This window comes from Seonamhaeicola marinus (assembly GCF_008085455.1).
Window position 1 is genome coordinate 114,818 of record NZ_VSDQ01000241.1, and the last position, 16,580, is coordinate 131,397.

Below are 16,580 nucleotides of genomic sequence, written 5' to 3' on the forward strand. Positions count from 1 at the left end.
ATTTAATTTTTATCAGGTTTCAACCAGGAACTTTCAATTTCTTCTATCGTTCTTCCTTTAGTTTCTGGCATTATAAATTTAATAACTAATAGCAACAAACTCAACTCTGCTGCAAATATGAAGTAAATAACTCCTGGAGCTGTTATATCTTCAATTACCGGAAAAATTTGAGCAACAAACGCACTTGTAATCCAAATACAAACAGTAGCTAGCGCTATGGCCTTACCACGTACTTGATTAGGAAATATTTCTGAAATCAACACATATTTCACCGGACCAATGGCACAAGCAAAAAACGCTACAAAAGCATTAATAGCAACAACAATAGGCCAACCCATAACATTATTCATGAACATAAATCCTATAGCCACATGAGAAAGCAGAGCCCCAATGGTACCTACGGCCAATAGTTTTCGCCTTCCTGCCGAATCCACAAAACCTAGGGCAAAAATGGTGGCTATAAAATTTACTATAGCAATAGATGCAAAACCTCCCAATGAGCCACCTAAATCAAAACCTGCATTTTCAAATATTTGTGGCCCGTAATAAAACACAACCGATACACCACAGCCTTCAGACAATACACAGATGAGTATGGCCAATATTAACGGCTTTTTCAACTTATCCCTAAATAAATCAGAAAATCTCACAAGGCCTTCCGAACTTAGTGCGTCCCTAATTTCCTCTACTATTTCTTTTGCCCTGTCATATCCATTAATTCTTGCAAGTATTCCCTCAGCGAGTTCCAACTTACCTTTTTTAACCAACCACCTAGGGCTTTCAGGAATGAAAAACGCACATCCCAAGAATAATATACCGGGAATAGCCTCTGCCACGAACATTAAACGCCAATTTTCATCTACAGCGAGCCATTGCCAAGATGGGGAAAGATTGGTGAATGATGAATGTGATGCCGCAAAATTGAAAATACCCCAATTAGCAAAAACACACATAACAATCCCAATAGTTATTGTAAGCTGAAACAAGGTAACCATTCTCCCTCTTAAGTTTTCAGGCGAAACCTCGGAAATGTACAAAGGACAGACCATTGTTGCCGCTCCAATTCCAAAACCTCCAATGAACCTTGCCATTATTAGAACTGTTGGCCCTGCTGCTAAACCACACCAAGTAGCGGATACAAAAATCAGCATCGAAGCCATCATTAAAGTCTTTTTCCTACCAAAGGAATCTGAAATAGGCCCAGCTATACCGGATCCTATCGCACATCCCCACAAGACGCAACTTACGTAAAACCCCAATTCAGCCTTAGAAAAATCAAATTGTTCTACCACCTGGGAATTGGTTCCCGAAACCACCACCGCATCATACCCGAAAAGGAGTCCTCCACAGGCGGCCACAATGCATATAAACCACAAATACGTCTTTGACACCCCACCTTGGTAAGTAATTTTATGTATATCGCTCATATCTAAAAATAGCTTTAAGTTGGTAATTCACAATAACTATTGGTGCAAACAAAATTAATGCGGGGAATCTATTTAAACTTTAAAATTATACCCAATAAATACACTTATCTACCCATAATACACCAAAATAATCCCTATTTTTGAATATATACAACAATTAACATGAAGCCACAGTTCATTCAGGCACCGAAACATAGCGATACATCCCTATATATTGCCAACGAAATCGTTCCATTTTTCTACAACCCTTTCCACTACCATCATAAACTTGAACTTACCTATATAATAAAGAGTACTGGGAAGAGATTTATTGGTAATAGCATTGGTCGATTTGAACCTGGAGAATTAATTTTGGTAGGTCCCATGTTGGCGCATTGCTGGAAGAATGCGCCAGAATATTTTGAGAACAATCCCGATTTTATTGCGCAGGCCATTGTAGTTCACTTCGATTTGAATTTTCTTGGTAAGCCATTTTGGAACGTTCCCGAAATGTCTCAAATAAAGGAATTACTCCTACAGTCAAGACATGGGATTTTTTTTAGCAAAAGGACAACCCTCAAAATTCGGAAGGATTTATTAAACCTTGAAAAACTACCTGAATCAAAAAAAATTATCAGCTTTCTTGATATTTTGAATGCACTAAGCTTGGATGAATCAAAAAAAAGCCTAAGTACTGCTTTGGCCAATCGTTCCATCAATGATAAAAACCTGGAAAGGTTAAATAAAGTCATTGACTACATTTCACATAACTTCACTGATGAAGTAACTGTTAAGCAACTATCTGAAATTGCTCATCTAACCCCGAACGCTTTCTGTAGGTTTTTTAAAGCGCATACCCGTAAAACCTTTAAAACATATTTAAATGAGATCAGAATTGATTACGCTTGCACCCTAATGCAAGAAGAAAAAATAGGTATGGCCGATGTGGGCTATAAATCAGGGTTCAACAATGTTTCCCACTTTATCAGAACTTTTAAAAAGGTAAAAGGCGTTTTGCCATTAAAGTACAAAAAGGCATTGCAAACAATTTAATTTTCTTAGAACCTATTAAGTTCCAAACACTTTTTAAAACATTCTAAAAACAAAAGCTCTATTTACCTTATAGAAAATCATTTCAATTCAAAATCATTCTAAGAGCAAGGTTCACAAATCGTCAACATTGATGATGGTAATGTAAAAACCCGAGGGAATAAAAGGGCTTAATTAACTAAGTTCAAATCCCAGCGCGGTCATATAGAAAGGTATTAAAACCATCCAATACTTATCTGATTTTAATAATTATATGATTGTTTTTTTTAAACCACTCTTAAATGCCCTGATTCCGTCTTAGGTTTATTCTTTTTCTTCTTAGAGTTGGACCTTAGCTTTGCTTTCAATCCAGCAATATCCCTGCTAATCTTTCTTTCAATTACCCTAGCATATTTCTGAGTAGTAGACAGTTTTCTATGCCCCAATAATTTGGAAACTGTAGCAATGGGAACATCATTTAAAAGGGTCACAGTTGTGGCAAAAGTGTGCCGCGCCACATGAAAGGTCAACTTTTTGTCGATACCGCATAATTCTGCTATGCTCTTAAGGTATCTGTTTATTACCTGACTACTAAAAACAGGCAACAGTTTCCCTCCATTTTCTTCACAGGGGTGATTCTGATATGTTTCTAGTATTTCCAGGGCTTCATCCAAGAGCGGTTGTTTTACTGGGGCTTTGGTTTTCTGCCTCCTTACTTTTATCCATACTTCCCCGTCTATCCCCTCTACTATACATTGTTCATTTAAATTTCTAACTTCGATATAACACAACCCCGTATAACATGAAAAAACAAATACATCCCTAACCTTTAGAATACTTTTATTATTTGATTGAAGTGATTTAATTGCATCAATCTCCCATTCTTCCAGAAAGCCACTATCATATTCCTCAAATTTTAATTGGTATAAAGAAAAAGGATTGCTTTCTATCCATTTATGCTTAAAAGCCAAATTTGTCAGCTTTTGAAGGCGTTCCATATGTTTCATTATACCATTATTCCCAAGAGGCTGAGACCTCCTTAATGGAGGACAACTTCTTAAGTACTTTTCAAAATTAGTAACGAAAGTGTAGTCTATTCTTTTTAAGAATATATCCGAGCAGCTAAACTCTTTAAAAAGAAAGCGCTTTAAATACTCATGTGTTGCCGGATAGTTCTTAGAAGTTCCGGATGACAACTTCTTTAAATCATCCTCATTATGAAATTTAATTAGTTCCTCTAAGGTCAAAATAGGATTATCCTTACCAACAAATCTCAATTTAACGGCATTTGCAGAAACCACACCTCCTCTTTTCGAAAGCTGCATATAACAGTCAACTAGTTTTGAATAAATTTCATCAAGGTAGTTGTTAAACGCCTTTGCTCCTGAATACCTCGATTTCATCCTTCGGGCATTAGGACACCATTTTTCTTCAAGAATTGATTTTTTAGCACTGAGGTCAGCTCTTACTCCATCAATTGTTATTCTGACATAGACAGGTATAGTTCCGTCTTTTTTTAATACAGTCCGCTTTAACCAGAAATGGACATTGAAGGTTGTTGAAGTTGTCATTACTTTCGTTTTAAATTGATAATTCATTTAAACGAAAGCCAAATCGTAGTGAAAGTCACTTAGACCATTGGTCTACCCAAATTTAGGAATTTTTATCCTAAAAACAGGACACCTAATAGGACACCTAGATAGGTGTCCTATTAGGTGTCCTGTTTGATACCAATCAAAACCAAAAAATATTAAATCACTCAATATCATTTAGTTGTAATTTTAAAAAGTGTTATTTAACACCCTATTCGTCGGGATGACAGAATTTGAAATTGATTGTAATATTTTCAAATGCTAACTCGCCTTGGATTCCCCAACAGTCAGGCTTATGTATCGGCAAACATTTAGGTTTCCCTCAACTTATTAATCTCACAATTCTTCGTTTTAAAAGCAACATAAATTAACTATTTTTGTACAATCGAAAGTCAATTCGTTACAAATCAATACAAAAGCAAGGTTCACAAATCGTCAACGTTTATGGAGACTAAGTGAAAACCCTATGTCATAAGCGGGCTTGTTAACCTAGGTTCGAGCCCCAGCCCGGTCACTGAATGTAAAACCTCTTAAATCTGATGATTTAAGAGGTTTTTTCATTTTGAATGACTCTATTCGATATGTTTTATAACTTTAAAACGCTACAAGTCCTTAAATCATCAACACTCGCTGAAAATCGTCAACAAGTTCCGTAGTTTTTATAACGTACCAAGTAACCTTGACGCATAGACAATCCTATTTATTTGTTTTATCAAAGCCATCAAATTTAATACTACGGGTATAACAGAATTTATAGTTCCTGATCTTTTTTATAAGTCAAAACCGAGCCTCCATGCATTTGCAACAATTGTTTTATTAAGCGCAGTATTTGTTTTATTGAAGGTTTTCAATACGGAATAGTTTTATCCAATGAAATGAAATTGAAACCTAGAAATAGGCTTTCCTTTAATAATGCATCACTTTAAAATGAAAATTATCAACACACAAGTTATGGTTTTAGTAGGTTTAGTTTTACTTGTCTCCTGTAATAAAAAAACTAAAAACCCAGTCTCTCAATCATCCAATAACCTTATAGAAGTAAAAATTGACAGTTTACTTCTGCTATTAACTATGGAAGAAAAAGTGGACCTCTGTCATGCCCAATCAAAATTTAGCACCAAGGGTGTTGATCGCTTAGGTATTCCAGAATTATGGATGGCCGATGGCCCTCATGGGGTTAGAGCAGAAATTAGTTGGGACTCTTGGAAATATGCAGGTTGGACCAATGATTCCATTACAGCATTTCCAGCTTTAACATGTTTAGCATCCACATTTAACCCCAAATTAGCAGAGGCCTATGGATTTAGTTTAGGAGAAGAAGCTAGATTCAGAAACAAAGATGTTCTATTGGGGCCTGGTGTTAATATTTATAGAACACCTTTTAATGGTAGAAATTTTGAATATATGGGTGAAGATCCTTTCTTGGCCGCTACCATGGCAGTACCTTACATTAAAGGTATTCAAAAAAATGGTGTAGCCGCTTGTGTAAAACATTTCGCATTGAACAACCAAGAACATCAGAGACATTTTGTAAATGTTAATGTAAGCGATAGGGCTTTACATGAAATCTATCTACCAGCATTTAAAGCAGCCGTCCAGGATGCCAATGTTTGGGCTCTAATGGGAGCATATAACAAATTCAGGGAACAATATACCACACATCATGAATTACTAACTAAAACCATTTTAAAAGGAGATTGGGAATATGATGGCGTGGTAATAAGCGATTGGGGTTCTACACATAATACGGATGAAGCAGCCATTAATGGGTTGGATATTGAAATGGGAACAGGTACCGATGGTCTGAGTTCTTCTACCAAAAACCATTACGATCATTATTTCTTAGCCAACCCTTTTCTTGCCAAACTTAAAAGTGGTGAGATACCAGAAAGGGTATTAGATGATAAAGTTAGAAGAATATTAAGACTACGGTACAGGACCAATTTAAGTAAAAACAGACCTTTGGGCAGAGCTAATAATGCTGAGCATCATGAGGTAGCGAGGAAGGTAGCGACAGAAGGCATAGTGTTACTTAAAAATAAAGACAACTTATTTCCGATAAAGGATCAAGAAGGTTTAACCATTGCCATTATTGGAGAAAACGCTACTAGATCTATGACCGCTGCGGGTGGATCGTCAGAATTAAAACCAAAATTCGAAATATCACCTTTGGAAGGTATCAGAACACGCTTCAAGAAGGCTACAGTTTTACATACCATGGGTTACGAATCTGGTCCATCGCAATATTCAAGGGTGTATCCACCAACATTAGATCAAGATTCACTAAAAACTGAAGCTATACAGTTGGCTAAAAAGGCAGATATCGTATTATTCGTTGGGGGTCTAAACAAAAGTCATAAACAAGATTGCGAAGGAGACGACAGACAGCAATTCGGATTACCATTTGGACAAGGTGACTTAATTCTAGCCATCTCGGAAGTTAACCAAAACCTGGGACTATTACTTTTAACTGGCAACGCAATTGATATGCCCTGGTTGAATGAAGTAAAAGGTCTAATGCAGACATGGTATTTGGGAAGTATGAGCGGACAAGCCATAGCCGATGTCATTAGTGGCGATATTAGTCCCTCAGGTAAATTACCATTTTCATTCCCAAAAAAACTTGAAGATAATGGCGCGCATTCTTTTGGTATAGCATCCTATCCGGGTGTTGACATGACCCAACATTATAAAGAAGACATTTTAGTGGGATACAGATGGCATGACACTAAAAACATTGAACCACTATACGCGTTTGGTTATGGCTTGTCTTATACATCTTTTGATTTGGACAATATTCAATCAGACAAAAAAATTTATAGTCAGAACGATACCGTAAAGATAACCTGTGATGTTACTAACACTGGTGATTTAGAAGGGTCGGAAGTCGTACAGGTGTATGTTGGAAAAACCAATTCTAAAGTTGAAAGAGCTACAAAAGAACTAAAAGGATTTTCAAAAGTTAAGTTAAAAAAAGGTGAGAAAAAGTCAGTCATAATTAGTCTTGATATTTCAAAACTCGCCTATTATGACGAATCTAAATCTGACTGGAACTTAGAAACAGGAGACTATGAGATTTATGTTGGAAATGCCTCCAATAATATTTCTGGATATATGGTAGTTACTGTTCAATAGAATATACTAAGCCAAAGTTAGGGCAATGATTTACAAGTAAAATCTTCAAAAATTTATAACAATTGAAACTAAAAGGAAATAAAAATCAAGAGATAAAGAATAAAATGAAACCGTATTTTTTTACGCCAATTGGTATATTATTATTGTTGGCGGGTTTAAATTTATCGTGCAAGCAACCTACAAAAGAAAAAGAGCCCCAAAAGCCTAATATTCTTTTTATTGCTGTTGATGACTTGCGTCTACAGGCAGGTATATATGGTCAAGAGCAAATGAAAACTCCTAATCTTGACAAACTAGGTTCAGAAGGCACTGTTTTTACAAGAGCTTATTGCAGTGTCCCGGTTTGTGGTGCTTCGCGCGCCAGTTTATTATCAGGTATGCGACCTACATCCAACAGATTTACCCATTATGCTACACGGAAAGATAAAGACTTCCCTGATTATCCAAGTCTACCAAAACATTTTAAAAACCATGGATATACAAGTATTTGCAATGGCAAAATTTACCATCACGTAGAAGATGATTCAATCGCTTGGTCTGAAACGCCATACCTTCCGCAAACTGGTATTGGTTGGCAAAATTATATTAGTGATGCATCGAAAGAAATTATAGAACAAAATAAGATTGCGGAAAACAAAGCTGCATTGGTTAAAGGACCTGCATGGGAATGCGTTGATGTGGAAGATAATGCTTATCCAGATGGTCTAATAGCTGAAAAAAGTATAAAGGATCTACAGCGATTTTCTAAATCTAAAGAACCTTTCTTTCTGGCTGTAGGCTTTTGGAAACCTCACCTTCCTTTTAATGCACCAAAAAAATATTGGGATTTATATAACGACGAGGAAATCAAACTTGCCACAAACCCATACAAACCTGTTGACGCCCCGGGAGAAGCTATGCATTACTGGGCAGAGCTGCGCATGATGTATGATAAAATACCCCGTAATGGTACGGTATCAGATTCGCTTGCTAAAAAATTAGTACATGGGTACTATGCCTGTGTAAGCTATACAGATACTCAAATTGGAAAAATCCTAAATGAGCTTGAGCGTTTAGGAATGGCTGAAAACACAGTTGTTGTTTTATGGGGCGATCATGGTTGGCATCTGGGAGAACATACGCTTTGGTGCAAGCATAGTAATTTTCATAGAGTAACGAATTCACCACTTATTGTAAGGACTCCAGGAATGAAGCAAGGAATAAAAACTGAAGCTATCACAGAGTTTATAGATATTTACCCTAGCTTATGCGAACTTGCCAATCTTCCAGTTCCTCAGCATTTGGACGGAACCAGCTTTATACCCGTTTTGAATGATCCAAATGAACATGTGAAAGAAGCTGCTTTCGTGAAATACCAAGGAGCCGAATCCATTATTACACAAACACACAATTATACGGAGTTTCTTGATAAACAAGGAAATGTTAAAGCAACCATGCTTTATAATATTGAAGAAGATCCTGATGAAAATAAAAACATCAGCTTAAAGAAAGGAAACCAAAAACTTGTTGATGAACTAAGTCGGCGTTTGTCTAGGATTAAACAATCTAAAATTCCCAATGCAAACCCCTAAACAATAACTAATAAGTTCTTAAAATAGAAACGAAATACACTGATACCAAGAAGAAGTATTAATAGCTCTTGAAAATGGGGTGTATAACCTGAATACTTATTTGGGTGAATACACCCCTTTAAAGGAAGTATCTATTAGACAATAACATTTTAATCAGGAAAAAACTCTTCTTTTTAATAATAGTAAGTCTTTTTTCCTGTTTATTCTATTGCATATTTATACAAACAAAAAGAATTCGCTTTATCTAAATTAACGCTTATTTTTCCTTCGTAATCAGTTGTTGTCTTGAAATCTGAACCATTTCCCAATACTTTATGGAATTTAACAGATGTATTAGATGGCAATAAGCTTGATATATTAAAATTACTGACATTATTAAGTTCACGAAATACTAAAATATATCCTTCTCTACTTGAATTAATAAACTGAAAACCAGTGTGTGTTTTTCCATTAGGTTCATTGCCAATGGGGAAAATTTGAGCGTTACACAGCTTGGAACTAACGGATTTATACTGCTGAAACAATTCAATAGATGTAGTGGCTTCATCTGGTAATCCAGTAACCTCAAACCAAGCAAGAGGTTGAGCTGGCAGTGTAATAGCAAATGTGTAATCAAAAGAATAGTTGGCAGGAGCAAACAAATCCTTATCACCATATGCTTCCTTGTTTCTCCACTTATTTAGAAATTCAAGTTGTATTTTTTGTGGAGGTAAATAATTTGATAGCATCCAAATATTTCTCAATGTTTTATAAGGGTAATAAGATTTCCAATCGGTATACCTATTTTCAAGAAAAATATTTCCTAAATGATTATTGTAATGGTATCCATAACGATTATCGGCAGTAACATCCAGGTTAAAAACAATATCAAAATTAGTCGAAATCAGGATTTTGTCAAAGAATCGACCAAGGTTTATATCGGCTGTTTTGGAAGGTAACTTAACTCCATCTATCTTAAAATTTTTAATTCCGTATTTTTCATATAAGTTAAGTACAATGTCAGCATCTTGTTCCCATCGGGCATATTCGTTTTCATTGGTTGGGTGAAACCATAATCCAATTTTGATACCCAAAGAATCTGCAAGGGTAAGAATATTTTCAAAACCATTAGGGAATCTTTCCTTGTTTGGCATCCAATCTTCAAGTGACCATGAATCCCATAGTCTTTCACCTTTATATCCTGAGTTCATTGATAATCCCTGTTGCCATCCATCATCAATTTGATAGTGAGTAAAACCAAATTTATGAGCTTCCTTTAGTTCATCAAGAATAAATTTCTCATTAAGCTTGGTATCTCTATTTCTATCTCCCCAAGTATTCACCATTATCATTTCATCTCTATCAGGTCTTAAAATCCTTTTGTTCAATTGATAACTACGTAGTGCTATTTTTTTTCCAAGTTCTTGGTTGTTGTGAACACCTACTACATAACTATAGGTTTTCACCCATTCGTTGAGTCTCAAATCATTTGATGTTACTCCCAGTCCAACAGAATTTATAGTAACAGCGCCTTTGTTGCTTTTAGAAACAAAATCATATCCTGGGTAATTAATTTGACTCATTGAGCATGGCGATTCTTTTAAGAAATACAAACCTTCCTCTTCTACCAAACTTGACATGTACATAATATTACCAACATGTTTAATTGTACCATCAGGTAAAATAGTGTCATTTTTCACGTAAGTATTATGGTGATCGGTTTGGTCAATAAACTCAACCATTTCCAAAGTCCACTTAGTGTTTTCAATTGATAATTGTTCAACAATAAAATCGACAGAACTAAATTGTAAATTTCCAGAAACCTTCTTTAAATGGTATTCGCAAGCAATACCCATTGATGAAGGAAAAATTTTAAAAATCCGTTTTACTTCAATTCCTTCATACTTTGTTGTGATTTGGCTAGACAGATAAGCAGGAACAATTGGCGTAGCTTCAACTACAAAAGAGGCGTAGCTATTTTCTCGGAGCTTTGCATTAAAATTAAGAATCGTGAAATCGGGACTTTTATCGTTATTTATCTTTATTGTCTTTCCTGTTTTTTTATTGGTAATATCGATGCTTATAATATTTCCATTATTCCATTTAAACCTACGCTCAATAAAACTATTACCCATAACAAGCGTGTCATTTTCCAGTTTGGAGTAGCAGTTTGTAATTTTGTTGCGCTCACTGTTTATATCATCAATAAGGCTTTTGGATTGAGCAAAGACGTAGTTGGAGATTAGCAAATAAATAATCAAGTTTATTATTAATCTCATATTTTTCTTCCTTTTCAATTTATAATGAGACCACTGTGCCTCATTGTTTCGTTTTTAACTCGCTTAGGGATTGTTCGTTAATTACAGCTTTACCCGGTAAATCATAAAACACAAAGGCTTTAGTTCAAGGCTTACCGCGCTTTTAATTAATTTTTATAAATATCAAAAGTGTCGCTATCATTAAGGTCTAATTTCCTGTAAAAGTTCCCTTTACATTCTCCTGTTTCTGCAACAGCATTGCCACCCTTTCCAAAGTTTATAATATTATCAATAACAACACATTGAGAGCAATTATGTAACCGTACAACAGTTTGTGTTATTGGTGTATTAATTATATTATTGGAGAAGATGAGATGCTCTGAGTTTTCAAACTGAATATAACTTTGCCCGTTTGGTTCGGCATCAATAGAAATGGTTTTCTTGCGACTATCATGAGGATGAATTACTGAATTTCCGATTACATTCAATCCATTGGATTTTTCAACAAATATAAACGCACCACTAGCAGCAGCACCAGTATTTTTCTTCATGTTTTCCAATACATTACCGGAAATACTCGAAGCACTAATATTCTTTATTTCAAAACACTTACCTACATAGGCAAAAGTATTATTACTGTAAGTAGAAAACCTTGTTTTTTCAATAGTCAATGCAGTTTCCAAATCGGCAAAAAGATTGTTGTTAATCATCATGCCTGGTCCATTTAAACGGAGGGCATATGTACATTGTCCAAACCAATTTTTATCGATATAACTTACATCAGTATAGGCAGCCTCAACTGCAACATATAATTCCGTAAAGTAACAACCTGTAATTCTAAGAAGTTCACATTTGTTCCATCCCCAGCTTTCGCCTTTTGGTGCAGGAGGCAGATAAATAGCTCTTTGACCTTCTTTTTCTACATTGTCATACCTGCCTTTAGCAGGATACCAATTTAATTCCCTAAAGTTGGGGACATCTTTTCGAAATCGGCTGTATCCTTCTGCAGTATTAACTCCCGTGTTATTATATCCCACAAAAGAAATATTCTCAATTTCAACCTTAGAATTCTTGTTAGGCCAGGGTGATTCTCCAGCAGGAAACGATTTTGTTCTACCAGCATAATTAAAGGTTATGGCATATGGGGTACAACCTTTTCCTAGATGAAAGATAGTTCCATTTTTAATATTTGCACCATGAACATCAATACCACCATGCCCATGACCTATTAGTTTTACACCAGCCATTTCAATACTAACTGGAGAATTCAAATAGTAAACTCCTGGTGAAAAAATGATACTTGCAGATACATCTTCCAAAGAGGATAACTTGTTGAATATTTCTTGCAGTTCATTTGACACATCACTTTCTCCAGTATTGTCTACTTGATATAAGAAAGTACCGTGGTTCGTTATAGCTTCAATATTATGGTTACTTTTATTTTCAGCATAAATATTTGAAATTAAAAAGGTTGACAATGCGAACACTATCAAGAGTTTGGTTTGTATTTGCATATTTTATACTATTTAGTTTTGCTTAATAATTCGTTCATTTCTTCTAAAGTTTTCCCTTTAGTCTCTGGAACTTTTGTCTTAACCCATAGCAGTTGTAATACCATCATCAAGCTAAAAAAACCAAAAATGTAACCTGCATCTATTTGTTCAATTGCCAAAGGAAACAGAAATGTAAGTAATGCAGCGAAAAACCAATGCGTAAAGCTTCCTAGCGCTTGACCATAAGCGCGGTGTTCATTTGGAAAAATTTCAGAGATAAAAACCCAAATAACAGCACCTTGGCCAACCGCATGTGATGCTATAAAAACCATAATAGAAATGAGAACCAACCAACTTAGTCCAGTGGTCATTTGCGAAACATCATTTACCGAAAGAAACGCAAAGGCACAAGCCCCTAAAGAAATAATGTATCCCAAAGAACCAACGTATAAAAGCGACTTTCTTCCCAATCTGTCTATAAACCAAAGTCCAACAAAGGTGAAGATGAGATTGGTTACTCCCAGACTTACCGAAGAGGCCAAAGCATCTTCAATACCAGCCATACTTAATAATCTTGGTGCAAAATACAAAATGATATTTATCCCAGATAGTTGATTAAAGGCTGCTATGACAATAGCTAAAGCAATAGGTTTGCTATGTTTCTTTGTCCAAAAATTGCTCTTTTGGGATGGCGTTTTTGTAGACTCTCCAATTTCGGTGATAAGGGATTCGATCTTAGTTAAGGACATTTCGCGATTAATTTTTTGAAAAATGATGACCGCTTCTTTTGGTTTCTTTATATTCAGCTAAGATTGCATTAGCTTTTTCAAAATCACTTATAATTACTTCCATTATAATAAACTTTTAAATTTTGTCCATAAATCCTTCGCCATCCTTCCATACCTGCTCTCTCCCATTCCTCGCATCCATCCAACCTTAAACATAAAAACAAAGCTAAATCTTATTCCTAAAATGCGACTTTATTCTATTTGCTATTTTTATTGGCTTCGAAGTTGCAAACTTCGAAGAGCAGGACTATTTATATTCTACATAATTAACTTTATTCAAATCAAAAGACATAAATGTTATTCTATTTGTTTGCCTTTCAAATTCCTTTTCTAATTCTAAACATTTTTCTAAGTTATCTTTATCCATTAAACTGTGTTTGTCCTTGATAGTATAGCCTTTTTTTGACAGAAATAAATCGAATTCCTCTTCATACAATTCTAAATCTATTTTAAACCTATCCACTTCTCTATTTAATTTAACCAATTTATCATCTCTTATATTAAACGTTTTAGAATATGTGGTTATAATGTATTTCTCGAATGAATCAGGTAGTTTTAAGTTATGCTCTTTTACATAATGAGCAAAACCTGAGCTCCATATCCAAACACCATCAGATAACGTTGAATGGTTACTAGATATTAATTGATTAGATATTACGCAGCGATCTTGACTCATAACTATACTCATTAATCTTGAATGTTTGAAAAAATCATTAATAGTTTCTTTGAACTCAAAATCCTCTTTTTTAATATTTTCGTGTATATAAGATTCTAGGATATTATAGAGGGTTATAGGATTTGTTCTACTATCAATTAAATGAAGCATAATTTAAATATATATATTATTTTATTTTGGAAAGTTCCGATGCTGAATATGGTGTAAAAGTTTGTTTTTTGAGAGCTCTTCCTCCCCAAGTTTGTAAAAACCATCTATCAGGATCAATTACGACTCGCTGATTTGTAGTCTTCCTAGTCTACACCCTCTTCATAAAATTTATTAAAAATTTCTTCATCATCAATTAATAATTTAATTCTTTCAACCATTCTTTTATCAATTATACTATCAGTTCTATCAATAAACAAAATAGGCTTTTTATTAGATTGATTAAATAACCCTTCTTTTCTTATTTCAATCAAACTTTCTACTATTAAATCTAACTTTTGGTCTTTATCCATAGATTCAAATGGTTCTGAGTTAATATAATTATTAATTCCATCTAATAATTGTTTATCTAAAGAACCTAATTCATCAGTTAACCACTCATCCATGTTCCATCTACATTCAGAATATAAAATACCATATTCTTCTAATGTAGATTTAGAAACTTTTTCATAATGTTCCATTGTATTATAGCCAACCAATAATGTGGATATATCTCCATCCGTTTTAACCCCAAATTGATATATAGAATTTTTATCTTTTATTTCCTGATAAGATTTTCTTAATACTTCTTTTAAATCTGTTTTAAAATCAACTTTTATCATAAAATCAAATAATTTTATTTCTTCTGAAATTATTTATCTCTCCCGTAAGCATTTTCTATTTAAATAAAACCAAAAGCTACACCTTATTTCTAAAATGTAGCTTTGTGTTACTTTTTATCTATGCTTCGAAGTTACAAACTTCGAAGAGCTGGAGTTCTATACCATTTATTTATAATAGTTTCCATTATTCCATCGGGCTGATGCTCTATCAATAAAGGGACATCCTTCTCGCTACAATACAAAACTATTTTTAAAATAGAATTTAATGTTGTTATTTCTCTATCTAATTTAAACGATTTTGAATTCAAATAATAAGATTTTTCTTTTAGAATTATAGCATGCCCACTTTCTTTTGGAATATATTCACTACTGGTTAATAAAGAATATATTTTGTTCTCTATAGCAGTCTTAAAAATATCTATTTTATCTCCTTTTAAGTTAAAATCAACTTGTTTTTCTAAAAAGACTATATTTTCATTGTCAAATTCCAAAAGCTCGCATAGAGTATTAAACTTGGTCGAATTTTTATTTATGAGCGTTATATGTTCTTTAGAACCAGATCCTTGTATTTTAATTCCAGCCATATCTTATCTTTCAAATGTTACTTCAATCATATCTCGTTCAAAGGAATGTACTTCTATTTTCTTAAACCCTTTGCCTTCTAACAAACTGTACAAACCAGATGCTCTAACAGCAGAGAGCGAAAAGTTGCAAACTTCGAAGAGCGTGGTATGTGTAATTCAAATAAAAAGAGGTTCGAAATAACCTTCTTGACATATCATTTGACACCTATTAATATAATTCTCATATAGTTCATATTCTTCAATATCAATGCCTTCATAAGATTTACTTGAATATTCACCTACAATAAGCAAAATATCAAAAAACTGTTTATCGTTATTACATAATAAATTGGTTGTACCTACTATATCTTCAGCATAAGCAGTATAAACCATCCTTGTAGTATTTTCGTAAAAGATATATCCCCCTTCGATAAAACCAAAAATATGATAACCCTGAATTATATCTGTTTCTATATTATTTGTAAAAAATAAATTTTGAAGTCTAAAATTGTTTAAATCATAATTTTTGATAAAATAATCTAATAAAAATTTACAATTTTCATTATTTTTTTTGTTTAGTTCAAACTCGTTTGAATAAATTCTATCAATCCTCTGTCTACTATAACCTTCAGAAGTCAGTTTACCTTCATTTGGTCTTAATAATTTTAACTTATTAACGAAATCTTCTATCATTTGTATTAAGTATTAAATTTGATAAATTTAACGTAATTAAATCGTTTCAAGTTTATATATGTCTCCCGTATTTTTACTTTTTCTATATATTTCAACCTCACCATCTTTGAGCACTCCTCTCCATTCACCATCTATTTTATTATAATCCTTAAAATATTGTATGTGTACATCTTCATAAGATTCTGTTTCTTCAAATTTCTTAAATTCATAGTACAATCCAATATTTTCATCATAAAAGGCCTTGTTTAAAGTTTTTGTTGGTCCAAACATATAGACAGGGGAATGAGGAGAATCTAATAAAATTGGTATAAAGTCTAGAACAGCCATAACGTTCCCAACACCTCTTTTCAAAGTACCTCTTTGTCTTGCTAGTTTAGCTATTTGTCCTTTTTGTTGGTAAGTTTTACCAAATCTATGATGTAAATCATGTAAAACTTTATTCCAAGCTTTTGATGTATGCTTTGATTTAGGTCTAGGATAAGCATTTCTACCTTTATCATGGTGATGATGCTCTATTCCTTCACCTAAATTTCCATCTAAATCATATTTTTGCATGGCATTGTTCCATTGCTCATCTACTATCGGTGA

13 protein-coding genes are annotated in these 16,580 nt (G+C 33.9%); 3 read left to right on the forward strand and 10 right to left on the reverse strand.

Features of this window, described 5'->3' with window-relative positions; translation table 11 throughout:
* Positions 1-2: 2 nt before the first annotated feature.
* Complete coding sequence (locus FUA24_RS03690) at positions 3-1,427, reverse strand: sugar porter family MFS transporter (RefSeq protein WP_148540112.1); 1,425 nt, start codon at positions 1,425-1,427, stop codon at positions 3-5.
* A 162-nt stretch (positions 1,428-1,589) separates the two neighbouring features.
* Between FUA24_RS03690 and FUA24_RS03695 the strand changes: the two genes are divergently transcribed.
* Positions 1,590-2,459: an AraC family transcriptional regulator gene (locus FUA24_RS03695; RefSeq protein WP_148540113.1), complete on the forward strand. Its 870-nt coding sequence runs from the start codon at positions 1,590-1,592 to the stop codon at positions 2,457-2,459.
* A gap of 263 nt (positions 2,460-2,722) precedes the next feature.
* On the opposite strand, the gene FUA24_RS03700 is transcribed toward FUA24_RS03695, so the two are convergent.
* A complete protein-coding gene (locus FUA24_RS03700; protein WP_148540114.1) occupies positions 2,723-4,006 on the reverse strand; it encodes a site-specific integrase in 1,284 nt (427 codons plus the stop codon).
* Positions 4,007-4,954: 948 nt separating this feature from the next.
* Here FUA24_RS03700 and FUA24_RS03705 point away from each other — a divergent pair.
* Together FUA24_RS03705 and FUA24_RS03710 are read left to right on the forward strand one after the other, a co-directional pair.
* Complete coding sequence (locus FUA24_RS03705) at positions 4,955-7,162, forward strand: beta-glucosidase family protein (protein ID WP_222861314.1); 2,208 nt, start codon at positions 4,955-4,957, stop codon at positions 7,160-7,162.
* A 104-nt stretch (positions 7,163-7,266) separates the two neighbouring features.
* Entirely contained in the window at positions 7,267-8,733 is a 1,467-nt protein-coding gene (locus tag FUA24_RS03710; RefSeq protein ID WP_148540116.1) for a sulfatase, read from the forward strand.
* A gap of 200 nt (positions 8,734-8,933) precedes the next feature.
* Here the strand turns inward: FUA24_RS03710 and FUA24_RS03715 are convergent, their stop codons facing one another.
* The 8 genes from FUA24_RS03715 to FUA24_RS24960 form a co-directional block, all read right to left on the reverse strand.
* Complete coding sequence (locus tag FUA24_RS03715) at positions 8,934-10,991, reverse strand: alpha-galactosidase (RefSeq protein ID WP_148540117.1); 2,058 nt, start codon at positions 10,989-10,991, stop codon at positions 8,934-8,936.
* Positions 10,992-11,137: 146 nt separating this feature from the next.
* Positions 11,138-12,484 (reverse strand): hypothetical protein, encoded by a 1,347-nt coding sequence (locus tag FUA24_RS03720; RefSeq protein WP_148540118.1) that lies wholly within the window; start codon positions 12,482-12,484, stop codon positions 11,138-11,140.
* Between the two features lie 8 nt (positions 12,485-12,492).
* The gene (locus FUA24_RS03725) at positions 12,493-13,269 is read right to left on the reverse strand and encodes an MFS transporter (protein WP_317131926.1); all 777 of its coding nucleotides are present in this window, start codon (positions 13,267-13,269) and stop codon (positions 12,493-12,495) included.
* A gap of 229 nt (positions 13,270-13,498) precedes the next feature.
* The gene (locus FUA24_RS03730) at positions 13,499-14,077 is read right to left on the reverse strand and encodes a hypothetical protein (RefSeq protein WP_148540120.1); all 579 of its coding nucleotides are present in this window, start codon (positions 14,075-14,077) and stop codon (positions 13,499-13,501) included.
* 143 nt (positions 14,078-14,220) lie between these two features.
* On the reverse strand, positions 14,221-14,736 hold the full coding sequence (locus FUA24_RS03735; RefSeq protein WP_148540121.1) for a DUF4303 domain-containing protein: 516 nt from the start codon (positions 14,734-14,736) through the stop codon (positions 14,221-14,223).
* Positions 14,737-14,867: 131 nt separating this feature from the next.
* Positions 14,868-15,320: a hypothetical protein gene (locus FUA24_RS03740; RefSeq protein ID WP_148540122.1), complete on the reverse strand. Its 453-nt coding sequence runs from the start codon at positions 15,318-15,320 to the stop codon at positions 14,868-14,870.
* Between the two features lie 156 nt (positions 15,321-15,476).
* A complete protein-coding gene (locus tag FUA24_RS03745) occupies positions 15,477-15,992 on the reverse strand; it encodes a hypothetical protein (RefSeq protein ID WP_148540123.1) in 516 nt (171 codons plus the stop codon).
* 36 nt (positions 15,993-16,028) lie between these two features.
* Positions 16,029-16,580, reverse strand: a 552-nt coding sequence (locus tag FUA24_RS24960) for a hypothetical protein (protein WP_187388148.1), incomplete at its 5' end; no start/stop codon positions are given.